At 31.9% G+C, this 20,546-nt stretch carries 28 protein-coding genes; 26 read left to right on the forward strand and 2 right to left on the reverse strand.

What is annotated here, in order from left to right:
* Positions 1 to 54: 54 nt before the first annotated feature.
* The 4 genes from gmhB (at position 55) to gmhA (ending at position 3,611) form a co-directional block, all read left to right on the forward strand.
* Entirely contained in the window at positions 55 to 531 is a 477-nt protein-coding gene (gmhB, locus tag DZ68_RS0104415) for a D-glycero-beta-D-manno-heptose 1,7-bisphosphate 7-phosphatase (RefSeq protein WP_035907104.1), read from the forward strand.
* A 1-nt stretch (position 532) separates the two neighbouring features.
* On the forward strand, positions 533 to 1,528 hold the full coding sequence (gene rfaD, locus DZ68_RS0104420; RefSeq protein WP_024787442.1) for an ADP-glyceromanno-heptose 6-epimerase: 996 nt from the start codon (positions 533 to 535) through the stop codon (positions 1,526 to 1,528).
* On the forward strand, positions 1,525 to 2,913 hold the full coding sequence (rfaE1, locus tag DZ68_RS0104425) for a D-glycero-beta-D-manno-heptose-7-phosphate kinase (protein ID WP_024787443.1): 1,389 nt from the start codon (positions 1,525 to 1,527) through the stop codon (positions 2,911 to 2,913). Before rfaD ends, rfaE1 begins: the two co-directional genes overlap by 4 nt.
* 191 nt (positions 2,914 to 3,104) lie before the next feature.
* Positions 3,105 to 3,611: a D-sedoheptulose 7-phosphate isomerase gene (gene gmhA / locus DZ68_RS0104430; protein ID WP_369792211.1), complete on the forward strand. Its 507-nt coding sequence runs from the start codon at positions 3,105 to 3,107 to the stop codon at positions 3,609 to 3,611.
* On the opposite strand, the gene murG is transcribed toward gmhA, so the two are convergent.
* Together murG and DZ68_RS0104440 are read right to left on the reverse strand one after the other, a co-directional pair.
* Entirely contained in the window at positions 3,589 to 4,617 is a 1,029-nt protein-coding gene (murG, locus tag DZ68_RS0104435; RefSeq protein ID WP_035907106.1) for an undecaprenyldiphospho-muramoylpentapeptide beta-N-acetylglucosaminyltransferase, read from the reverse strand. The genes gmhA and murG overlap by 23 nt on opposite strands.
* A gap of 48 nt (positions 4,618 to 4,665) precedes the next feature.
* On the reverse strand, positions 4,666 to 5,805 hold the full coding sequence (locus DZ68_RS0104440; protein ID WP_024790788.1) for an FtsW/RodA/SpoVE family cell cycle protein: 1,140 nt from the start codon (positions 5,803 to 5,805) through the stop codon (positions 4,666 to 4,668).
* 186 nt (positions 5,806 to 5,991) lie between these two features.
* Here DZ68_RS0104440 and flgB point away from each other — a divergent pair, with 186 nt between their 5' ends.
* The 22 genes from flgB to DZ68_RS0104550 all read left to right on the forward strand — a co-directional run bounded on the left by flgB (position 5,992) and on the right by DZ68_RS0104550 (position 20,546).
* Positions 5,992 to 6,399 (forward strand): flagellar basal body rod protein FlgB, encoded by a 408-nt coding sequence (flgB, locus tag DZ68_RS0104445; RefSeq protein ID WP_024787447.1) that lies wholly within the window; start codon positions 5,992 to 5,994, stop codon positions 6,397 to 6,399.
* A 78-nt stretch (positions 6,400 to 6,477) separates the two neighbouring features.
* Complete coding sequence (gene flgC, locus DZ68_RS0104450) at positions 6,478 to 6,975, forward strand: flagellar basal body rod protein FlgC (RefSeq protein WP_024787448.1); 498 nt, start codon at positions 6,478 to 6,480, stop codon at positions 6,973 to 6,975.
* Between the two features lie 10 nt (positions 6,976 to 6,985).
* Complete coding sequence (gene fliE, locus DZ68_RS0104455; protein ID WP_024787449.1) at positions 6,986 to 7,276, forward strand: flagellar hook-basal body complex protein FliE; 291 nt, start codon at positions 6,986 to 6,988, stop codon at positions 7,274 to 7,276.
* Positions 7,276 to 9,006 (forward strand): penicillin-binding protein 2, encoded by a 1,731-nt coding sequence (locus DZ68_RS0104460; protein WP_024787450.1) that lies wholly within the window; start codon positions 7,276 to 7,278, stop codon positions 9,004 to 9,006. The genes fliE and DZ68_RS0104460 overlap by 1 nt, the downstream gene beginning before the upstream one ends.
* Positions 8,990 to 10,060, forward strand: a complete 1,071-nt coding sequence (locus DZ68_RS0104465) for a mechanosensitive ion channel family protein (protein ID WP_236617352.1) — start codon at positions 8,990 to 8,992, stop codon at positions 10,058 to 10,060. Before DZ68_RS0104460 ends, DZ68_RS0104465 begins: the two co-directional genes overlap by 17 nt.
* The gene (locus DZ68_RS0104470) at positions 10,057 to 11,358 is read left to right on the forward strand and encodes a hypothetical protein (RefSeq protein ID WP_024787452.1); all 1,302 of its coding nucleotides are present in this window, start codon (positions 10,057 to 10,059) and stop codon (positions 11,356 to 11,358) included. Before DZ68_RS0104465 ends, DZ68_RS0104470 begins: the two co-directional genes overlap by 4 nt.
* A gap of 80 nt (positions 11,359 to 11,438) precedes the next feature.
* Positions 11,439 to 11,861, forward strand: coding sequence for an Hsp20/alpha crystallin family protein (locus DZ68_RS0104475; RefSeq protein ID WP_024787453.1), 423 nt, complete (start codon positions 11,439 to 11,441; stop codon positions 11,859 to 11,861).
* A 155-nt stretch (positions 11,862 to 12,016) separates the two neighbouring features.
* On the forward strand, positions 12,017 to 13,303 hold the full coding sequence (locus DZ68_RS0104480) for an NCS2 family permease (protein ID WP_024787454.1): 1,287 nt from the start codon (positions 12,017 to 12,019) through the stop codon (positions 13,301 to 13,303).
* 257 nt (positions 13,304 to 13,560) lie between these two features.
* Positions 13,561 to 13,674, forward strand: a complete 114-nt coding sequence (rpmJ, locus tag DZ68_RS0104485; RefSeq protein WP_024787455.1) for a 50S ribosomal protein L36 — start codon at positions 13,561 to 13,563, stop codon at positions 13,672 to 13,674.
* A 3-nt stretch (positions 13,675 to 13,677) separates the two neighbouring features.
* The gene (gene rpsM, locus DZ68_RS0104490) at positions 13,678 to 14,046 is read left to right on the forward strand and encodes a 30S ribosomal protein S13 (protein WP_024787456.1); all 369 of its coding nucleotides are present in this window, start codon (positions 13,678 to 13,680) and stop codon (positions 14,044 to 14,046) included.
* 10 nt (positions 14,047 to 14,056) lie between these two features.
* On the forward strand, positions 14,057 to 14,449 hold the full coding sequence (rpsK, locus tag DZ68_RS0104495) for a 30S ribosomal protein S11 (protein ID WP_024787457.1): 393 nt from the start codon (positions 14,057 to 14,059) through the stop codon (positions 14,447 to 14,449).
* Positions 14,450 to 14,451: 2 nt separating this feature from the next.
* Positions 14,452 to 15,078 (forward strand): 30S ribosomal protein S4, encoded by a 627-nt coding sequence (gene rpsD, locus DZ68_RS0104500; protein ID WP_024787458.1) that lies wholly within the window; start codon positions 14,452 to 14,454, stop codon positions 15,076 to 15,078.
* A 13-nt stretch (positions 15,079 to 15,091) separates the two neighbouring features.
* The gene (locus DZ68_RS0104505; protein ID WP_024790790.1) at positions 15,092 to 16,084 is read left to right on the forward strand and encodes a DNA-directed RNA polymerase subunit alpha; all 993 of its coding nucleotides are present in this window, start codon (positions 15,092 to 15,094) and stop codon (positions 16,082 to 16,084) included.
* A complete protein-coding gene (gene rplQ / locus DZ68_RS0104510) occupies positions 16,084 to 16,452 on the forward strand; it encodes a 50S ribosomal protein L17 (protein WP_024790791.1) in 369 nt (122 codons plus the stop codon). The genes DZ68_RS0104505 and rplQ overlap by 1 nt, the downstream gene beginning before the upstream one ends.
* A 69-nt stretch (positions 16,453 to 16,521) precedes the next feature.
* Entirely contained in the window at positions 16,522 to 16,818 is a 297-nt protein-coding gene (locus DZ68_RS0104515) for a NifU family protein (RefSeq protein ID WP_035907112.1), read from the forward strand.
* Positions 16,793 to 17,158, forward strand: a complete 366-nt coding sequence (locus DZ68_RS10025; protein ID WP_024787462.1) for a hypothetical protein — start codon at positions 16,793 to 16,795, stop codon at positions 17,156 to 17,158. The genes DZ68_RS0104515 and DZ68_RS10025 overlap by 26 nt, the downstream gene beginning before the upstream one ends.
* On the forward strand, positions 17,155 to 18,357 hold the full coding sequence (locus tag DZ68_RS0104525; protein ID WP_024790792.1) for a UDP-N-acetylmuramoyl-L-alanyl-D-glutamate--2,6-diaminopimelate ligase: 1,203 nt from the start codon (positions 17,155 to 17,157) through the stop codon (positions 18,355 to 18,357). The genes DZ68_RS10025 and DZ68_RS0104525 overlap by 4 nt, the downstream gene beginning before the upstream one ends.
* Before the next feature lie 125 nt (positions 18,358 to 18,482).
* Positions 18,483 to 18,857, forward strand: a complete 375-nt coding sequence (panD, locus tag DZ68_RS0104530; protein ID WP_024789634.1) for an aspartate 1-decarboxylase — start codon at positions 18,483 to 18,485, stop codon at positions 18,855 to 18,857.
* A complete protein-coding gene (locus tag DZ68_RS0104535) occupies positions 18,857 to 19,060 on the forward strand; it encodes a hypothetical protein (RefSeq protein ID WP_024790793.1) in 204 nt (67 codons plus the stop codon). Before panD ends, DZ68_RS0104535 begins: the two co-directional genes overlap by 1 nt.
* A complete protein-coding gene (locus tag DZ68_RS0104540; RefSeq protein WP_024790794.1) occupies positions 19,050 to 19,370 on the forward strand; it encodes a type II toxin-antitoxin system RelE/ParE family toxin in 321 nt (106 codons plus the stop codon). The genes DZ68_RS0104535 and DZ68_RS0104540 overlap by 11 nt, the downstream gene beginning before the upstream one ends.
* 1 nt (position 19,371) lies before the next feature.
* Positions 19,372 to 19,659: a YbaB/EbfC family nucleoid-associated protein gene (locus DZ68_RS0104545; RefSeq protein ID WP_024790795.1), complete on the forward strand. Its 288-nt coding sequence runs from the start codon at positions 19,372 to 19,374 to the stop codon at positions 19,657 to 19,659.
* Positions 19,656 to 20,546, forward strand: coding sequence for a hypothetical protein (locus DZ68_RS0104550; RefSeq protein ID WP_024787467.1), 891 nt, complete (start codon positions 19,656 to 19,658; stop codon positions 20,544 to 20,546). The genes DZ68_RS0104545 and DZ68_RS0104550 overlap by 4 nt, the downstream gene beginning before the upstream one ends.

The following is a 20,546-nucleotide window of genomic DNA, read 5'->3' on the forward strand; positions in this document are numbered from 1 at the left end:
ATCTGACTGCTTGAAAAGCGTCCATGATGAAAAGTTAAAAATTAAAGGATAATAATGAAAGCGGCTTTTTTAGACAGAGACGGGGTTATAAATGTTGATAAAAATTATGTTTATAAAATAGAAGATTTTCAATTCAAAGAAGGGATTTTTGAATTATTAAAATTACTTCAGGATAAAGGTTTTACTTTATTTATTGTAACCAATCAGTCAGGTATAGGCAGGGGATATTACAGGGAAGAGGATTTTAAAAAACTCACAGATTATATGCTAAATGAACTTGAAAAAAGGGGGTTTGAAATAAAAGAAGTCGCTTTTTGCCCCCATCATCCGGATGTTGGATGTTACTGTAGAAAACCAAATCCCGGGATGATTTTGAATTTGGCAAAAAAATATAATATTTCTTTAAAAGATTCCATAATGATAGGCGATAAAATAAGTGATATTAAAGCCGGGAAAAATGCGGGAGTTGGGAAAACTTATTTAGTTAAAAATTCTTTATTTGATATAATTGAAAAAATCAAAAAGGAATGAAATGAAGTATGTTGATATTGATTTTAATAATAAAACTGTTTTAGTTACAGGTGGAGCCGGATTTATAGGCAGTAATTTAGCTTTTTACTTTCAGGAAAATTATCCTGATGCAAAAGTAATTGTTTTTGATAAATTCAGAAACGAAGAGACTTTTTCAAACGGAAACTTAAAAAGTTTTGGGCATTTTAAAAATCTGTTGGGATTCAAGGGGATTGTAATCAGCGGAGATATTACAAAAAAAGAAGACTTGGAAAGACTTGAAGTTTATGATATTGATTATATATTCCATGAAGCCGCAATTTCAGATACCACGGTTCTTGATCAGAAAATAATGATAGATACGAATGTAAATGCTTTTAAGGATTTATTGGATTTGGTAGTTAAAAAAGATGCTTCTATGATTTATGCAAGCTCTGCGGCGACTTATGGAAATTCTAAAATATTTAAAGTGGGGCATGAAAATCCAAATAATGTATACGGCTTTTCCAAACTTATGATGGATAATTTAGCAAAAGAGTATTATGATAAAATTAGAGTTATTGGACTTAGGTATTTTAATGTATACGGTGAGAGGGAATATTTTAAGAATAAAACAGCTTCAATGGTTTTGCAGTTTGGACTTCAGCTTTTAAAAGGAGAGAGTGCAAAACTGTTTGAGGGAAGTGATAAAATAAAAAGGGATTTTATATATGTTGAAGATGTAATTCAGGCGAATATAAAAGCCTGCGCAGCCAAAAAAAACGGGGTTTATAATGTGGGAACCGGAAAGGCCAGAAGTTTTCAGGATATTGTGGATATATTAAAAAAAGAGTTAGGTATTGAAAGAGATGATATATACATTCCAAATCCATATGCAAAGCAGTATCAGTATTTTACCCAGGCTGATATTGAAGATACAAGAAAATATCTGGATTATAATCCGAGATTCAGCCTGGAAGACGGGATAAAAGCTTATTTACCTGAAATTAGACGAATTTACGAAGAAGAAGTGAAATGATAGCAATTGTCGGCGATTTTATGATAGACCATTATCTATGGGGGAAAAGCCACAGGATTTCCCCTGAGGCTCCGGTGCCTGTTGTGGAAGTTGAAAAAGAAGAAGACAGACTCGGAGGTGCCGGGAATGTCGTAAATAATTTAATAACACTTGAGGCTGAAGTGATAGTTTCAAGTGTTATTGGCAGAAATTATAAAAGAATGTTAAAGCTTTTAGAAGAAAAAAATATAGACACAAACGGGATTTTTATAGATAAATCGCGTGAGACTATTATAAAAAGCAGGGTAATAGCGTCCCATCAGCAGGTAATCAGGTATGATAAAGAGACAATAGAACCTATTGGTGAAGAATATGAAGAAAAAATAATTGAATTTTTAGATAAAAATATTAAAAATATTGAAATAATTCTTTTAAGCGATTATGAAAAAGGTGTTTTAACAAAAAGTCTAACTCAAAAAATAATCAAACTTGCAAACAGATATAATAAAAAGCTTATAATTGATCCAAAAAAAGATTTTTCAAAATATATAAATGCGTGGATGTTAAAGCCTAATAAAAAAGAGCTTGAAACTGCGGCAGGGATGAAGATAAAAAATAAAGATGATTTAATAAAAGCTGGATGGAAAGTTAAAAAAGAGCTGAATCTTGATTATTTGTTAGTAACTCTCAGTGAAGATGGAATGGCTCTTTTTGCAGATAATTTCGTAGAAGTGCCTACTTTGGCAAGAGAAGTATATGATGTAACGGGGGCAGGGGATACGGTTTTGGCAAGTCTGGGATATTATTTAAATAAAAGTGATGATTTAATCAATGCCATGCATTTTGCAAACGCGGCCGCCGCTGTTGTAGTAGGAAAACTCGGAAGTGCTACTGTGTCGCTTGAAGAAATTAAAGAAGCCGAAAAAAGAATAGATAACAATGTGGATTATAAAATAGTTGATTTTAAATTAATTGAAAAAATAGCAAATGCTTTAAGGGCTGAAAATAAAAAAATAGTTTTTACAAACGGATGTTTTGATATTTTACATATAGGTCATGTAAAATACCTTCAAAAGGCAAAAGCTCTTGGAGATAAACTTATAGTCGGTGTTAATTCAAATGAATCAGTAAGTAGACTTAAAGGTCCTAATAGACCGGTAAATGATGAATACGACAGGGCTTATCTTTTAGCTTCTCTTGAGGTTGTTGATTATGTGGTTATTTTTGATGAAGATACCCCGTATGAACTCATTAAAAAAATAAAACCGGATATTTTGGTAAAAGGGGCCGATTATAAAAATAAAGAGGTTGTAGGAAGCGATATTGCAAAAGAAGTAAGACTCATTGATTTTGTTGAGGGGAAAAGTACTACGAATATTATAAAAAAAGTGAGGAATGGTGAGTAGTGAGTTGTGAGTAGTTAAGTTGCCAAGTTATACCAATTGAAAATGGAAAATGGATAATGGAAAATGAGCGAAAATGAGCAAAGCGAATTACGCTCATCTGGCTGCTTGAAAAGCGGCCATGATGAAAAGTAAAAAAAAGGAGAGAAATGTTAAATAAATGTTTGATGAATCATATCGAGGTAGCTAAAAAAATGGAAAAACTGTTGCCTGATATTGTAAGTGCGGCCGAGCTTTGTTTGGCTTCTTTAAAAGACGGAGGTAAAATTTTACTTTGTGGAAACGGAGGAAGTGCGGCCGATTCTCAGCATATTGCAGCCGAGCTTAGCGGCAGGTTTAAAAAAGAGCGTAAAGCTCTTGCCGGTATAGCTCTAACTACCGATACATCCGCTCTTACAGCAATAGGAAATGATTACGGTTTTGAACAAATATTTTCAAGACAGGTAGAAGCGTTGGCAAATGAAGATGATATATTAATAGCAATTTCAACAAGCGGCAATTCAAAAAATGTAATAAATGCAATAGATTATGCCAGAAAAACAGGCTGTAAGGTTATTACTTTAACAGGAAAAGACGGCGGTAAGATGAAAGATTTGGGAGATGTGAATATTGTTATTCCAAGCTATGATACGCCAAGAATTCAGGAAATGCATATAATGGTCGGACATATGATTTGCGCTATGATTGATGAAGAGTTTTAAAAATTTCATTTATTATAAATTCAGCCCCGTTTTTTTTGTTTATTTTAGCCAAATTTTTTGAAATAGCCTCTAAGTTAGAATCAAAAAGAATTTTTATAATCTTTTCATCGTTTATTTCATTTTGTCTTATTACAAATCCCGCTTTTTTTTCTTCTAAAAATTTTGCATTATAATATTGATGGTTTCCCGCTGCATAAGGGTAGGGAATAAAAAGAGTCGGAATCTGGTTTGCGACAAGTTCAAACAGTGTTGAAGCTCCGGCTCTGCTTATTGCAAAATCGGCTTGTGTGATTTTATCGGCTAAATCTTTTGAAAAATCAAAAACGTCTGCTTTTACACCGTTTTTTTCATAAAAATTTTTAATTCTTTCGTAATCCCTTTTTCCTGTCTGATGAATTATATTAATATTTTTTTCTTTTAAAACGGGGGCGAGCGACAAAGCCAAATCGTTTATTGCAATCGCCCCCTGGCTTCCTCCTAAAAAAATAACAGTTTTTAGCTTTTTCCTGATTCTATTTTTTTCAAAAAAAATTTGTTCCACAGGATAGGGGTCGTTATATAAAAATGTGGAAAAAAATCTTCTGGAAAAAGGTTTTAATAATTTATTAAGTGAGCCGATATGTGCATTTTGTTCATGAATAAAAAGGGGATTATTGCTTGTTATAGCGGCAAAAGCTGCCGGGGCTGCTGAATATCCTCCTACACTGAAAACTGCATTTATATTATTTTCTTTTAATATTTTTTTTGCCTGAAAAGATAATTTTATTATATTAATTAAAGAATCTATTTTTTTTATTCCTTTTTTATTTACAACACCTGTGGATGAGAGAAAATATTTTTTGCTAAACCCTTCATCTTCACTAAACCACTCTTTGTCTGCCCCAGAGGTTGAACCTATGTAAATTGGATTTAATCCTCTTTTATTTAATTCATTTTTTATAATTTTTGCAATTTTAAGGTGTCCCCCCGTTCCACCGCCTGTTATTGCCATATTTAAATTTTCCATTTATTCTCCAATTTCACCATTTTCACTACTCACTATTTTCACCATTTATTATAACTTCGTTCTTTTGCTTATCATTAAAACCATTCCTATTGCCGTTAAAAAAGCTAAAAGTGAACTTCCGCCGTAGCTTAAAAAAGGGACTGTAAGACCTTTTATAGGAATCAATGACGTAACGCCCAGTGCATTTAGAATAAACTGCAGTGAAATTAAAGTCCCTATTCCGAAGGCAAAAAGCTGATATTCTTTTTTTTCGCTCCTGTTTGCGATTCTGAATATTCTGTAAATTAAGGCACTGAACAAAATTACAATTAAGCTGATTCCTATTATACCTGTTTCCTCCGCAATACCGGCCAATACAAAATCGGTATGCACATCGCTTAAAAATCCGAGTTTGAATACACCGTTTCCTATGCCTGTCCCCAAAATTCCACCGTTGTGAATTGCATTCAAAGCTTCCTGGACCTGTCCGTAACTTGCTGGGGAAGTGTCAACTATCGGATGTGGAAAAAAATTTGACGACATAAGTGCCAGCCATGCTTTAAACCTTAAAAGGCGGTATTTAGATGAGAAAACGGCTAAAATAAACACAAAAATACCGCCCGAAATAATTAAAGTGAATGTTTGAAATCTGCCCCCTGCAATTAATAACATAAAAGCAAAAACCAAAGCCATTATCATAACCTGTCCCAAATCCGATTGAAAAGCAAGTATCAGATACCAAAAACCTCCCAGTATTATAAGATAGGGTAAAATAAGTTTTATCTCTTCTTTTAGGGAATTGATGTTTTTAACTTTTCTTGTAAAAGACCATGATAAAAAAAATATTACTCCGATTTTGAAAAATTCAACGGGGGAAAATTTAAACGCCCCTATTTTTATCCATCTTCTTGCACCGTTAATTACAGGGGCAATACTTTCGGGTAAAAAAGGCATTAATATTACCAATATAGAAGAAGTTATAAAAATAAGCCATCCAAGCTTGTTAAACCATATATCAGTGTTTAGAAAAGAAAGAATCGTCATAATTACAAAACCTAAAAAACCAAAAAAAAGATATCTGCTTACAAAATGATATTCCCCCAGGTTTTTTGAAGTTTCCAAAAAAACAGGCAGAGAATATGAAAAAAGGGAACCTATCAGTAAAAATATGGCAACTATAATAAAAATTAACGCATCGACTTTTTGCAAAATTAACCTTTATAGTGTATAATTAATATAGAATTTTATCATAATAATACAGTGAGTTGTGAGTAGTGAATTGTGACTAGCCAAGTTGCCAAGTTTAAAGTGAAAAATGGAAAGTGAAAAGTGAAAGCTGAGAGGTTGTAGGTAAAGGGAATAAAAATTGCTTGAAATTAAAAAAGGAGTTTTGGTTTGTTTAAAACAATTAATTTTTTGGAAAAATCTCTTGAATACAGAAAAATCAGACAGGATTTAATTGCAAGCAATATAGCAAATGCCGATACTCCTTATTACAAACCAAAAGATATAAGATTTGAAGATACCTTAAGAAATGAAATAGAACATGGAAACAATAAAAAATTAGAGCTTGCAAAAACTAATGCTATGCATTTGGAGCCTAAAAATGTAGAAGATAAAAATGAGCCTGTTGTGTTTTTCAGAGACGGTCATTTGGCAAGAAATGACGGAAACAGCGTTGATATAGATGTGGAAACTACAGAAATGGCAAAAAATGCCCTTATGTATAACGCCGAGGTGGCTGCGGTAAAAAAAAGAATAGATTTGTTTAAGCTGGTGATTGATTCAAGTAAGAATATATAATAGTGAGTGGTGAGTTGTGAGTAGTGAGTTGTGAGTAATGAGTTGGCAAGTGGCCAAGTTTTAAATAAAAGGAAAAAAATGGGATTTTTAAACAGTTTTGATATATCCGGATACGGACTTTCAGCCCAGAGATTCAGAATAAATATAATTTCAGAAAATATTGCAAACGCAAATACCACAAGAACCGATGAAGGCGGGCCGTACAGAAGAAAAGAGGTTGTTTTTAAAGCTGTGCCTTTTGAAAAAACGCTTAACAAAGAACTTGAAAACAATGCTTCTTTTGCCGGATATGAAAATCCTTTGGATGAAGAGGGAGAAGACGGTGCAAAGGCGAAACCTCCGATTGAAACTGTAATGGTGGATAAAGTGGTAAGGGATGATTCAAAACCGATTTTAAAATATGACCCGACAAACCCTGATGCAAATGCCAAAGGTTATGTAGCGTATCCAAATATTAATCCTGTAATTGAAATGGCCGATTTATTGGAAGCAACAAGGGCGTATCAGGCTAATGTGGCGGCATTTCAGAGTGCAAAAACAATGGCGAACAGTGCCATAAACATATTACAAAGCTAAGGAATAAAAAATGGCTTTTATTAATAAAATAGATTCAAATATAAATATCGGAAATATACAAAACAAAAACAAATCAAATGATGATAATTTTGAAGAAATTTTAAAAAAAGAGTTAAATGAGACAAATAATTTTCTACAAAGCGCCAAAAAAGCCGAAACCGATATAGCAACCGGAGATGTTAAAGATTTGGCAAAAGCAAGTATAACTATTCAAAAAGCGGAACTTAAAATGAAAATGATGCTTGAAGTCAGAAATAAGGCTATAAGTGCCTATAAAGAGCTACTTAAAACTCAAATTTAATGAAAAATATTAAAATACCTTTAGTTTATATTCTTTTTTTTATTCTTTTTTTAGTTATATTCGGCGCTTTTTTGTTTTTTTCTATTTATAGACCGAAATCATATTTTAATCCTTATATTAAAAAAATCGAAAGTGCGCTCAGGGGGAATATTGTCGCCGGTAATTTTACCTTGGCCAAGAGTGAGAGAATCTATGCTGTTTATATAGACCCCGATTATATATCGTTTTTTAAAAAAAAACTGTTTGTAGATTTATTCAGTATTTATACCGGTATAAGTAAAAGAGAAATTGTTGATAAATTAAAAATCCATAAGAGAATTCTGCTGGCCGTTATAGACAAAAATACCAAACAACAGTTAATTTATTTAAGACGTGTCCTTGATAAATACCGTGTTTTCATAAGTGTTAACGGTATAAGAAGAGGATATGACATTGAAAGCGTGGCTCCTAAAAATATAGACGGAAATATAGTCCTTTCACCTCTTTTTAAAAGGGTATATCCGTATAATGATACGTTTGAACCGTATCTCGGAAGTTATTCAAAAGAAACACAAAAAGGAAACAACGGGATAGAAGAATATTATAACAATGTTTTAAGCCCGGGGGAAAATGGAATTATAACGGGATACAGGGATGTCGGGGGAAATATTATCTACGATAAAAATGCCGTTGTCAAATATCCTAAAAACGGAAAAACATTAAAGCTTAACATAAACCTTGTTTTACAGAAAAGAATAGAAAATATTTTGGATGAGGCAAAAGAAAAATATAAAGCGGATGAGGTAATAGCCGCAGTAATGGAAAGCAAAAGCGGAAAAATTTTAGCATTGGCTTCTTCAAACAGGTTTAACCCGAACCATATAACAAAAAAAGACATTCCCAATATGAAAATTTCTGCCCTAAGGGAACTTTTTGAACCCGGGTCAGTTATGAAACCGATAACATTTGCCATTTTACTTGAACATAATAAAGTAAATCCTTATGAAGTATTGAATGCATATAACGGCAGATGGAAACCCGACTGGAGAAAAACTCCTATTATAGATGATAAGCCGTTTAAATGGCTGAGTGCCGAAAACGCAATTGTGTATTCAAGCAATATTGTCATGTCCCAGCTGGCGCTCAGGCTTTCTGCAAAAGAGCAGTTTTACGGTTACAGAAAATTTGGACTTGACAAAATAAGCGGAATCGATTTACCTTATGAACTAAAAGGCAGACTTCAACCTTTAAAACTTTATAATTATCCTGTTTACAAATCAACTTCAGCTTACGGATACGGAATAGTTGTCAATTTTATGGAACTTTTAAAAGCCTATAATGTATTTAACAATAACGGTGTTATGGTAACTCCTAAAATTGCCGATGTTCCTACGGATAAAAAAAAGGTTATTAAGACCTTAACGGCGAATGAAATGCTAAACATTCTAAGAAAAGTTGTTTTAAAAGGGACGGCAAAGGCTGCTTTAATGGATAATATATTTACCGCAGGGAAAACAGGAACCGCCCATACAACCCAAAACGGGGTGTATCAGAAAGTTTATAATTCCTCTTTTTTCGGATTTGCCGATGCAAACGGTAAAAAATATACCATAGGTATTACATTTTTCCATGTAAAAGCGCCTTTCCCGTATTATTTCGCATCAGCCACAGCTGTGCCGGTTTTTAAAAAAATTGTTATAATTATGAAAGATGAAAAAATGTTTGGGGGAAAGGATGAGGGGAATAATTGAAATTTTAAACACTACTTTTTTAAATACGCCTTTGTATAAAATAATTCTGGCTTTTATTGTTTTATTTATATTTTTGGTTTTCAGAAAAATTTTTACACTTTTTGTTCTTTCGTTTTTCCAGAAACTCTCTTCAAAAACCAAAACAGATATAGATGACAAATTTTTTGCCGCATTTAAAAATCCTTTAAGATTTTTGTTTGTTATAGCCGGTATTTGGGGATTTTTTTATTTTCTGAATCTTAAAGGCGAATTTTTAAACCATATAATAAGAGGACTTTTAATTTTTGATATTTTTTGGGTAATGTATAATCTTGTATGTGAATTCGAAGACTGGGTATATCATCTGCTTGGAAAATACGGAAAAGCTTCGAGGGAACTGGCTTCTTTTCTTATAAAAATCACTAAAGCTTTTGTTGTTATTATCGGTATTGTGGCAATGCTTCAGGAATTTGGAATTAACGTTACAGGATTTATCGCTTCACTCGGTCTCGGCGGTTTGGCGTTTGCCCTGGCGGCAAAAGATACGGCTGCAAATCTTTTCGGCGGGATTGCAATACTGACCGACAATATTTTTAAAGTCGGAGAATGGGTGAAAATAGGAAATGCCGAGGGAATTGTGGAAGATATAGGAATGAGAACAACAAAAATAAGGGCTTTTGACAAAAGAGTGATAGTTGTTCCGAATTCGGTAATTGCTGTTTCAAATGTGGAAAATTTTTCAAGGCGTGACAGAAGAAGGGTTATGATGAGAATAGGCCTTACATATTCTACAAGTGTGGAAGATTTAAACAAACTGTTAAATGAAATAAGAAGTTATTTAAAAAACCACCCTTTAGTTCATAAAGAACCCCTTTTAATATATTTTGATGAATACGCAGACAGTTCCCTTAATATATTTTGCTATTTTTTTACCAAAACGGCTGATTGGGAAAAATATCTGGAAATAAAAGAGGAAATAAATCTGGAAATTAAAAAAACCGTTGAAAAATATACATCATTTGCGTTTCCGTCAAACAGTGTATATTTTGAAACACCTATAAAGGTGGAACAATGAAAATTAAAAAATTAATAAAAATATTTTCAGGTATTTTAATTTTGTCTGTAGTTTTTGTCTGGTTGTTATTTAATACGGATATAGGGAAAAATATAATTAAATTTTATCTTCAAAAAGAAATTGACCATTATTTTAAGAATACAAAAATAGAAAAACTTATAATCAACTATAATACATTTTCCATGCTTCTGTATCAAGATGGCAATATATATAAATTATACGGGGAAATGTTCCCTTTTGATGCGATTATAGAAGGCAGGCTTAAATATATAGATTTGGCAAATAAAAAAATAAAAGAAAATGCGATAATAAGCGGAAACGTTATAAAAAAAATTACAGGATATCTTATAAACAGTATGGTTTATTTTGATAATAATATAGGTTTTTTGAAAATAAAACTGAATAAAAATAAAAAAGATATAAATTTTAAAACCGGTGATATCGATTTAGGGTATGTTTTAAATAAACTGTCTGTCAAAATTCCGAAAAATCTTAACGGCAAAGTGAAAATTAATCTCTCTTCGAATAATTATAATTATAATATTTACGCTTCGATAAACGGAACTTATCAAAAAAATCCGTTTAATTCAAATATAAATGTTTTTTTCAATTCGTTTAACAATATAAATATAAACGGTAAAATAAAAAGCGAAATTTTAGAAGGAAATTTTAAAGCTACAGTAGATAATAAAAACAACATTAAATATATTGTTGATCTGGATAAACTTGATTTGAAACTTCTTCCTTTGATTTATCCGTTTAAAGGCGAGGTAAGCTTAAAAGCGGAGAATAATCCGGAGTATGGAATAATAAAATTTAAAGGAAATAATTTCAGCGGATTTTATGACCAAAATATTACAAATATAGTTTTTGATATGCCGTCAAATATGTTTTTCAATTATATAAATTTACCAAATATTTTTGATTATGGAAAAATAACCGGCAGAATTGTTGTGTCCGATAAAGGCAGTTTTAACTTTTTAATTCAAAATGCTAAATTAAAAGAGGATGTTTCAAAGAAACTCAATATAAAATACGATGAATTTGAAAAAATTTTTGTCAAAGGGACATTTAATAAAAAAGAGGTAGTTTTTGATTTATTATGTGATAAAAACGATTTGACTATTAGTATTAAAAAGGGAAAATTATTAATTAAGGGAGATAAAATAATACCGGTGTTTGTTTTAAATGTAAATGACGGGAAAGATTTATATATATATAAATTTAAAAATAACATGCTTAAATTGTTAAAGAAAGAAAATCTAAATAATGAAGATAATCAAATATTAGTCTTTTAGTATAAACTTTCTTGACAAAGAATATAAAATTTGATATAATTTCACTGTAAATAAATAAAATTCTTTTAAAGGAGGGGATGATGTGGCCAACAGTATTCGATCCGTTTAAAGAATTACAAGATATAGAAAGAAGATTGGGAGCAGTTCTTGGAGCAAACAAACCTGTTCAAAAAGTGGAAGCTTTTACACCTGCTGTAAATGAAAAGGCAGATGAAAACGGCTATTATGTCGAAGTCGATTTGCCCGGCGTTAAAAAAGAAGATATTAATATCAGCATAAATGAAGGAATTTTGAGTATCTCAGGTGAAAGAAAACTTGAGAAAAAAGAAGAAAAAGAAAATTATACAAGAATTGAAAGCTTTTTTGGAAGATTTGAAAGAAGCTTTAAATTGCCTTCAGATGCTGACGCTGAAAAAATTGAAGCAAAATTTGAAGACGGGGTGTTAAAAGTGTTTATTCCAAGAAAACCTAAAGCCGAAGGTAAAAAAATAGAAATTAAATAAGGGGTTTTCCCTTATTTAATTATTACTTTATAAGTATCCCTCACTTATAAATTGTTTATTTGTATAAATTATTAAATTTTTAATCAGTCCTACCTTTTAAAAAGTTAATTCTATTTTAATAATTATGATATAATTTGCCTAAAAAAAGGGTAAAAATGCTGGAAAAAATATTTAAACTTTCAGAAAAAAACACAAATGTTTCTACAGAGGTGAGAGCCGGGTTAACTACATTTTTAGCTATGATGTATATAGTGCCTGTCAACGCTTCCATTATGAGTTTAACCGGTATGCCGTTTGACGAGCTTATTACCGCAACAGCTGTTGTTACCATTATTTCCACCATATTAAACGGTATTTGGTCTAATACCCCGGTTGCTATGAGTGTGGGAATGGGGCTTAATGCATATTTTACATTCGGTCTGGTCAAAGGGATGCATATTCCGTGGCAGAGCGCTCTTGGTATTGTAATGATTTCCGGACTTATATTTTTAGCTCTTTCATTTACAAAATTCAGAGTTTGGGTTTTGGAATCGGTACCTATTGATGTAAGAAGGGCTATAAGTGCGGGTATAGGAATGTTTATAGCGTTTATAGGTCTTAAGGGAATGGGTGTTATTGTGGATAATCCGGCTACACTTGTAAGTCTTGGAAATTTTCACGATCCTAAAGTTTTACTCGGTGTTTTCGGATTTATAGTTGCTGCTGTACTTTTTGCATACAGAATAAAAGGGGCTTTTATAATAGCTATTATAATCACTTCAATAGTTGCATGGATGCTGGGTTTAGGCGAGCTTCCAAAAGGGATTGTGTCTATGCCTTCGGGGATAGGAAATATAGCATTTCATTTTGATATAAAAAGTGCGCTTACACTGGCACTTTTACCTGTTATTATGACATTTTTAATTACAGATATGTTTGATACCATCGGTACACTTGCCGGAATCGGTATGAGGGCCGGTTTATTTAAAAAAGGCAGCCGTGAGCTTCAAAAAACCCTTGAAGCAGATGCTGCCGCTACCGTAATAGGAGCCAGTCTTGGTACGTCTACCACAACATCGTTTATTGAAAGTGCCGCCGGAGTTGAAGAAGGGGGTAGGACCGGACTAACTGCGGTAGTTACTGGGCTTTTGTTTATCACAACACTGTTTTTTCTACCAATTTATAAAGCGATTCCTGACAATGCCATTTATCCTATTTTGGTAATGGTTGGTGTGCTTATGTTTAGCGAACTTAAAAACATAGATTTTTCAGACGGAACCGTAGCCGTTACAAGTTTTATCACGGCTGTTTTAATGCCTCTTACCTATTCCATTACAATAGGTATCAGTGCGGGTTTTGTCATTTATTTAATTTTGGCTTTGTTAAAAAGAGAATTTGATAAAATAAATGTCGGAACTGTAACTCTTGCATTAATAGGATTACTTGCGTTTATTTTTCATTAATTCCTTTTAATAAGGAAATATTATAAAAGATTTTTCTTTTTTTCTCACCACTCACCACCAACCGCTCACCACCCACTAAAATTATTTATGGTATAATTCCATCCCCCTGAACAAAATAGAGGCTTTGCATCTGTTAAAAAACAGTTGCAAGGGCTGGTCTATTGACCTAAGGGGGATAAAAATAAGTGAAAAGTTAAAAATGAAGAGTGAATTTCTTTTTCACTTTACACTTTTTTAATTTAAATTAAGGGGATATTATGAAAGTAAGAGCTTCAGTTAAAAAAATTTGCCCGAAATGCAAAATCGTTAAAAGAAAAGGCGTTGTCAGGGTAATTTGTGAAAATCCAAGACATAAACAAAGACAAGGATAAAACATGGCAAGAATTGCAGGTGTGGACTTACCAAAAAACAAAAAAGTAGAATATGCGCTTCCGTATATTTACGGAATCGGATTAACTCTTAGCAGAAAAATCTTAAAAGACACTGGGATTGATCCAAACAAAAGAGTTTATGAACTCAGCGAAGAAGAAGTTTCAACATTAAATAAAGAAATTCAAAGCAATTACATAGTAGAAGGTGAACTTAGAAAAATAGTTCAGCTTAATATCAAAGAACTTATGGATTTAGGGTGTTACAGAGGATTAAGACACAGACGCGGCCTTCCTGTAAGAGGGCAAAGAACAAAAACAAATGCAAGAACCAGAAAAGGTAAGAAAAAAACTGTTGGTGCAAAAGCAAAATAAAGGGTGAATGATGGCAAAAAGAAAAGTAGTTAAAAAGAAAAAAATTAAAAAACAAGTAGGACGCGGAATAGTTTATATTTCAGCTACATTCAATAATACAATGATTAGCGTTACTGATGAAATGGGTAATGCTTTATGCTGGAGCTCTTCAGGGCATTTGGGATTTAAAGGAAGTAAAAAATCCACTCCGTTCGCCGCACAGCAGGCAGTTGAAGATGCTATGGCTAAAGCAAAAGAATATGGAATTAAAGAAGTGGGAATTAAAGTACAAGGACCAGGTGGCGGTAGAGAGACAGCAGTTAAAACTGTCGGTGCAATTGAAGGAATTAAAGTACTTTGGATGAAAGACATTACTCCTCTGCCACATAACGGTTGTAGACCAAGAAAAAGAAGAAGGGTGTAACGATGGCAAGATATACAGGACCGGTTGAAAGAATCGAAAGAAGACTTGGAGTAAGTTTAGAGCTTAAAGGTGAAAGAAGATTAGCGGGTAAATCCGCACTTGATAAAAGACCTTACGCACCGGGTCAACATGGACAAAGAAGAACAAAAATTTCCGAATACGGATTACAGCTTAGAGAAAAACAAAAAATTAAATATTATTACGGTGTACTTGAAAAACAATTTAGAAAATTTTTCCAAGAGGCAAACAGACAAGAAGGCTCAACAGGGGAAAACTTAATTAAATTACTTGAGAGAAGACTTGACAATGTTATTTACAGAATGGGATTTGCATCTACCAGAAGATTTGCAAGACAGCTTGTAACGCACGGACATATTTTGGTTAACGGTAAAAAAGTCAATATTCCTTCATATTTGGTAAAAGAAGGTGACAGAATAGAAATTAAAGAAAAAACCAAAAACAATCCTCAAATTCAAAGAGCTTTAGAACTGTCTAAACAAACTGGAATAGCCCCTTGGGTTGATGTAGATATTGATAAAAAAGTAGGCGTATTCCAAAGAATTCCTGATAGAAGTGAAGTAAACATTCCGGTAGAAGAAAGATTAGTAGTTGAGTTGTACTCTAAATAATAGGGGTTAAAAAATGAATAAAATTAAAACAGAAGTTATTGTCCCAAGTGAAGTTTCATATAAAGAAGAAGAAAATAAAGCAAATATTGAAATTTATCCTTTTGAAGCGGGATTTGGGGTAAGCGTAGCCCATCCCATAAGAAGGGTTCTTATTGCCTCCACTCCAGGTTTTGCCCCCGTTGCTATGAAAATAGAAGGGGTAAAACACGAGTTTGATTCACTAAAAGGTATGCTTGAAGATGTTGCAAGCTTTATTATTAATATTAAAAACATCAGATTTAAATTAAAAGAAGGTGACGAGGCAGTCGTGGATTATCATTTTGTAGGTCCTAAAGAAATTAAAGGGGCCGACTTGGAAAATGATAAAATAGAAATTGTTACACCTGAATCATATATAGCCACGCTTAATGAAGAAGGCGAGCTTAAACTTACATTAATTATAAAAAGAGGAATGGGATTTGTAGCCGTTGAAAATTTCAGAGATTCCCTTCCTGAAGGATTTATAGGACTTGATGCATATTTCAGCCCGATTAAAAAAGTTGTTTATAATATAGAAAACATATTGGTTGAAGACGACCCTAATTTTGAAAAAGTTATTTTCGAAATTGAAACAGACGGGCAAATTTCTCCTATAGAGGCGTTTAAAAATGCAATAGATGTGTATTTGAAACAATTCAGTATATTTACAAAAGAATTTAACATTGAAACAAAAACAGCCCAAAATGTAATTTTGGATGATACTTACGATATATTATTTGAACCGATAGAGGGCTTAAATCTTAGAAGCAGAAGTTTTAATGCCCTTGATCGGGCCGGAATCAAATATGTCGGTGAGCTTGTTTTAATGGGTAAAGAAAAAATAGCCAATATTAAAAATTTAGGGGCAAAATCACTTGAAGAAATTTTTGATAAATTAGAAGAAATAGGATTTTCTATCAATAAAACACTGCCGCTTGAAATTAAAAAAGTTATTGAAGAAAAACTATCAAAACTTAAGGAGATTTAATGAGACACAGACACGGATACAGAAAACTGGGAAGAGACAGCGAGCACAGAGCCGCGCTTCTTAAAAACTTGGCATGCGATTTGATTGAGCATGAAAAAATTGAAACAACTGTTCCTAAGGCGAAAGAACTTAGAAGATATATTGAAAGATTAATAACTCGTGCAAAAAATGCGGATTTTAATACGCACAGATTCATATATTCAAAACTTGGAAGCAACAAAAGAGCAAAAGCGGCGACTCAGAAATTAATTGATATTATTGCTCCTAAATTCAAAGAAAGAAACGGCGGATATACAAGAATTATCAAAACAAGATTCAGAATCGGCGATGCGGCTGAATTGTGTACAATTGAACTTATTCAGGATTAACCCTCTTTTTCTTTTCCCCTATTGATTTAATTAATTTAATTTGTTATATTTAGCAAAAAAAGGATAAATATGGCTGAAATTCCGTTTTCCAATGAAGAGCTTAAAGAGGCTGTAGGCAGCGTAATTGAAGAGCTTCGTCCGATGCTTCAGATGGACGGGGGCGATGTTACATTGATAGATGTTCAAAAACCTGTTGTATTTGTTCAGCTTCAGGGAGGGTGTGTCGGATGTGCTAGTGCCGGGGCCACGCTTAAATACGGTATTGAAAAAGCCCTGAAAGAAAAGATTCATCCGGATTTGGCAGTAATGAATGTACCGCACGGATATGAGGATAAATTAGATGAGTTACTCAAATATTCATTCTGAAATAAAAGCTATTTTAAAAGAGGCGATTGAGAAAAAAGATTATAAAAAAGTTATGAAAATAATAAATTCCCTGTTTTTGGAAAATGATATAAATCCTGAAGCAATGAACGGTATTTTGTTTAAAGATGTAAAAGAAATCATTAAAACAAAAGAGGATTTGGAAAATATAATTCTTTCAACCAAAGTAATTTTTGAAAAAAAAGAAGAAGTGCTTGAATTTTTTGAACTTTTATTAAAATACGGATTCAGGGAAAACGCTATTAATTATTTTGAAGAATTGATATTTAATATAGATGATTTGGATTTAATAGAAGGATTTAATACACTTTTAAAACAATGAATTATGAAGAATTAATAAATAAAAATTTAATTACCGATAATACAGAAGAATTAAATAAAAATAAAATTTTTTTAAAAACTATTCAAAACGCAAAATATTCAAAACATATAACCTCTTTTTTAACCCCGGAAGATTTGTTAAAAGATGTAAAAACAAAATTTATAGGAATAACCGGTACCAACGGAAAAACAACCACCGCTTTTGTACTCGGGTATCTGCTGAAAAATTTAGGATACATTGTGGCTGTTCAGGGAACGGAGGGACTTTTTGTAAACGGAAAAAAAGTTGAGGAAAAAACGCTTACAACCCCTTCAATATTTACTACAATAAAAAGGCTTTACAGATATAAGCCCGATTTTTTTATTATGGAAGTAAGCTCACACGCAATTGCGCAAAACAGAATTGAAGGAATAAAATACTCGGCAAAAATTCTGACTTCTTTTTCGCAGGACCATTTAGATTATCATAAATCAATGCAGGAATATAAAAAAGTAAAAGAGAGTTTTTTTCAGGACGAAGCGGTAAAAGTAATAAATGGTAAGTTAAAAGTTAAAAATGAAAAGTGTAAAGTGGAAATATGTGGTTATGATTTTAATGTAAATTGTGAAAATTTATATGTTTTAGAAAAGCCAATTGTTGATAATATCCCTATGGCAGGTGAATTTAACAAAATGAATTTTTCTCTTGCAATTAAAACAGTTGAATTATTAACTAACTATTCACTGCTCACTACTCACTATTCACGTTTTAGAGGAGTGCCCGGCAGAATGGAAACAGTATCCATTAATCCTCTGATAATTGTAGATTTTGCGCATACTCCTGACGGAATGCAAAAAGTAATAAGCTCCGTTAAAGGTAAAAAACTGGTTGTTTTCGGTGCAGGAGGAAACAGGGACAGGGAAAAAAGGGAAAAAATGGGGGCAGTTGCAGACGAACTGGCTGAATATATTATTCTTACAAACGATAATCCAAGGTGTGAAAATCCTGTTAATATAATAGAAGATATAAAAAAAGGAATTAAAAAAACGCCTTTTGAAATAATTATTGACAGAAGAGAGGCTATAAAAAGGGCTGTTGAACTTTCAAAAAATTTTGACGCAGTTCTGATTTTAGGAAAAGGTGATGAAAAATATATGAAATTCTGTGATAAAAAAATCCCTTTTAGTGACAAGCAAGAAATATTGAAATACTTGCACTAAATTAATATTAGATTAATGTTTTAATATATAATGCGAATGTGATATAATAATATAAAGATATATAAATGCAAATACCAAAAAAAGAATATTTAATTGAGGGGGAATTCTGTGCTTAAGGAGATCAAATGAATATAAAAATGCTTTATAGCAAAATTCACAGGGCAACCGTAACAGATGCCAATTTAAATTATGTGGGCTCCATTACCATAGATGAAGAACTGATTGAAAAAGCAAAAATGCTTGTAGGTCAAAAAGTGGATATTGTAAATATCAATAACGGTGAGAGATTTTCAACATATGTAATAAAAGGGAAAAAAGGCAGCGGCGAAGTGTGTTTAAACGGTGCGGCGGCGAGAAAAGTACATGTAGGGGATAAAATTATTATTATTGCTTATGCGTCTATGGAGCTTGAAGAAGCAAAAAAATTTAAACCATCTGTTATAATTGTAAATGACAATAATGAAATAATTGAAATTACAGATAATTTAAAGGCTGAGTGATGAAAACTATTGAAATAAAAATAAAAGATAACGATTTAGAAACAATTTTATCAATTTTAAATAATTTGAAAGACGGTCTTATCAATAAAATAACCGTTAAAGAACTTGAACAAGAATTTAAAGAAGTAAAAAGGGAATTAAATTACTTAAAAAATAATAAAATTAAACCTCAAAAATTAGAAGATTTTTTAAATGAAATATGAAGTTAGGATTTTAGAAACTGCTAAAAAAGATATTAAAAAATTAACAAAAAAATATAAAAATATAAAAGAAGATTTAAAGGAATTATTAAATATTTTAGAAAAAAATCCTAAAAACGGGATAGAATTAGGAGATTCTTTTTATAAATTAAGAATAAAAAATTCTTCTTCTAAAAGAGGAAAACGGGGAGGATTTAGAGTTATATATTATTTGATAGAAAAAGAGAATGAAATTTGGATATTAAAAATTTATTCAAAAAGTGAAATAGATAATTTACCTAAACAGTATCTGTTATCTTTATTAAAGGAGTAAAATGTTTGGAAATATGGATTTAAACGAAATGATGAAAAAACTTCAGGAAAGTATGGCTGAGGCTGACACTAAAACATATACCGCTACTGCGGGAGGGGGAATGGTTGAGGCAACCGTAAACGGAAAATTTGAAATAATAGATTTGAAAATAGATGATTCCCTGCTTGATGACAAAGAATCAATGCAGATTTTAATTATGAGTGCTGTGAATGATGCTGTTAAAATGGCTTTGGAAGATAAAAAATCGCAGGCTCTCAATATGTTCGGCGGGCTTAATTTGGGACAATGAAAAAAATAATATTTATAATCCCCCTTTTTCTGTTTGCTTTTATAGATTTAACTCCCTGTCTTAAAAAATATTCTTTTATTGAAAATTCAATTCCTGTTTCTAAAAATTCAAGTATTATTTTTGGTAATAAAAACTGTATAAAATACGACCCTTTTACAGGAATGTGCCTAATTAAAGAAAAGAATAAAAAAACGGTTAAATTTTATGATAATCCAAAGCTTGCATGGTGGATGGCATCAATTAAAAAAAATAAAATTTATGTGGGGAATTTTGCTGAGGATATGAACTTCTTAACCCCCGCAAAAATCAGTGTAAAAACACTTAAAAATTCTGTTATCTCAGATATGTTCTGTAGGGCTTACGGGATAGGCAGGGGAGATGGCTTTATAAAAAGTGAATATATAAAACATTTTATAAAGTACGGCTGTTGGGGGGATGTAGGAATTGATACTGATGAAAATATGAAAATTATCTCTTTTGACCCTTTTTATGTAAAAGGGCTCAGGCTGGGAGAAAAAATAATTTCAATAAATGCCCGTCCGGCAACCCCGCAGATTTTTTCAAAATATATTTTGCTTGGAAAACCAGGAAATATTGTAGAGATTAAAACTGCCAAACATATATATAAAATCAAGATTAGAAAAAAAGAATACGGTTTTACACCTCTAATGCATTTCGGAATTGTTGTAGATAAAAATTTAACAGTTATAAAACTTCCAGATAATCTGAAAGAAAAATATTATATTAAAGAAGGCGCAAAACTGATAAAAATAAACAACAAAAAAATTTCTTCTTTCAATGAGCTTAAAAAGGTACTTTCCACTTATAAAAATGTTACAATTACATTGAATTTTCAAGGTATAATATTAAATATTCCCTTAAGGTAA

Source organism: Lebetimonas sp. JS085 (assembly GCF_000523295.1).
GTDB lineage: Bacteria > Campylobacterota > Campylobacteria > Campylobacterales > Nautiliaceae > Lebetimonas.

Coding starts and splice junctions, on each gene's coding strand:
- DZ68_RS0104475 (WP_024787453.1), top strand. CDS start 11,439: ATGTGGCCAACAGTATTCGATCCGTTTAAAGAATTACAAGATATAGAA.
- DZ68_RS0104465 (WP_236617352.1), top strand. CDS start 8,990: ATGAGGGGAATAATTGAAATTTTAAACACTACTTTTTTAAATACGCCT.
- rplQ (WP_024790791.1), top strand. CDS start 16,084: ATGAGACACAGACACGGATACAGAAAACTGGGAAGAGACAGCGAGCAC.
- DZ68_RS0104550 (WP_024787467.1), top strand. CDS start 19,656: ATGAAAAAAATAATATTTATAATCCCCCTTTTTCTGTTTGCTTTTATA.
- DZ68_RS0104480 (WP_024787454.1), top strand. CDS start 12,017: ATGCTGGAAAAAATATTTAAACTTTCAGAAAAAAACACAAATGTTTCT.
- DZ68_RS0104505 (WP_024790790.1), top strand. CDS start 15,092: ATGAATAAAATTAAAACAGAAGTTATTGTCCCAAGTGAAGTTTCATAT.
- rfaE1 (WP_024787443.1), top strand. CDS start 1,525: ATGATAGCAATTGTCGGCGATTTTATGATAGACCATTATCTATGGGGG.
- DZ68_RS0104470 (WP_024787452.1), top strand. CDS start 10,057: ATGAAAATTAAAAAATTAATAAAAATATTTTCAGGTATTTTAATTTTG.
- DZ68_RS0104525 (WP_024790792.1), top strand. CDS start 17,155: ATGAATTATGAAGAATTAATAAATAAAAATTTAATTACCGATAATACA.
- rpmJ (WP_024787455.1), top strand. CDS start 13,561: ATGAAAGTAAGAGCTTCAGTTAAAAAAATTTGCCCGAAATGCAAAATC.
- DZ68_RS0104535 (WP_024790793.1), top strand. CDS start 18,857: ATGAAAACTATTGAAATAAAAATAAAAGATAACGATTTAGAAACAATT.
- DZ68_RS10025 (WP_024787462.1), top strand. CDS start 16,793: ATGAGTTACTCAAATATTCATTCTGAAATAAAAGCTATTTTAAAAGAG.
- DZ68_RS0104545 (WP_024790795.1), top strand. CDS start 19,372: ATGTTTGGAAATATGGATTTAAACGAAATGATGAAAAAACTTCAGGAA.
- DZ68_RS0104515 (WP_035907112.1), top strand. CDS start 16,522: ATGGCTGAAATTCCGTTTTCCAATGAAGAGCTTAAAGAGGCTGTAGGC.
- murG (WP_035907106.1), bottom strand. CDS start 4,617: ATGGAAAATTTAAATATGGCAATAACAGGCGGTGGAACGGGGGGACAC.
- fliE (WP_024787449.1), top strand. CDS start 6,986: ATGGCTTTTATTAATAAAATAGATTCAAATATAAATATCGGAAATATA.
- gmhA (WP_369792211.1), top strand. CDS start 3,105: ATGGAAAAACTGTTGCCTGATATTGTAAGTGCGGCCGAGCTTTGTTTG.
- flgC (WP_024787448.1), top strand. CDS start 6,478: ATGGGATTTTTAAACAGTTTTGATATATCCGGATACGGACTTTCAGCC.
- DZ68_RS0104460 (WP_024787450.1), top strand. CDS start 7,276: ATGAAAAATATTAAAATACCTTTAGTTTATATTCTTTTTTTTATTCTT.
- panD (WP_024789634.1), top strand. CDS start 18,483: ATGAATATAAAAATGCTTTATAGCAAAATTCACAGGGCAACCGTAACA.
- rpsM (WP_024787456.1), top strand. CDS start 13,678: ATGGCAAGAATTGCAGGTGTGGACTTACCAAAAAACAAAAAAGTAGAA.
- DZ68_RS0104540 (WP_024790794.1), top strand. CDS start 19,050: ATGAAATATGAAGTTAGGATTTTAGAAACTGCTAAAAAAGATATTAAA.
- rfaD (WP_024787442.1), top strand. CDS start 533: ATGAAGTATGTTGATATTGATTTTAATAATAAAACTGTTTTAGTTACA.
- rpsD (WP_024787458.1), top strand. CDS start 14,452: ATGGCAAGATATACAGGACCGGTTGAAAGAATCGAAAGAAGACTTGGA.
- rpsK (WP_024787457.1), top strand. CDS start 14,057: ATGGCAAAAAGAAAAGTAGTTAAAAAGAAAAAAATTAAAAAACAAGTA.
- gmhB (WP_035907104.1), top strand. CDS start 55: ATGAAAGCGGCTTTTTTAGACAGAGACGGGGTTATAAATGTTGATAAA.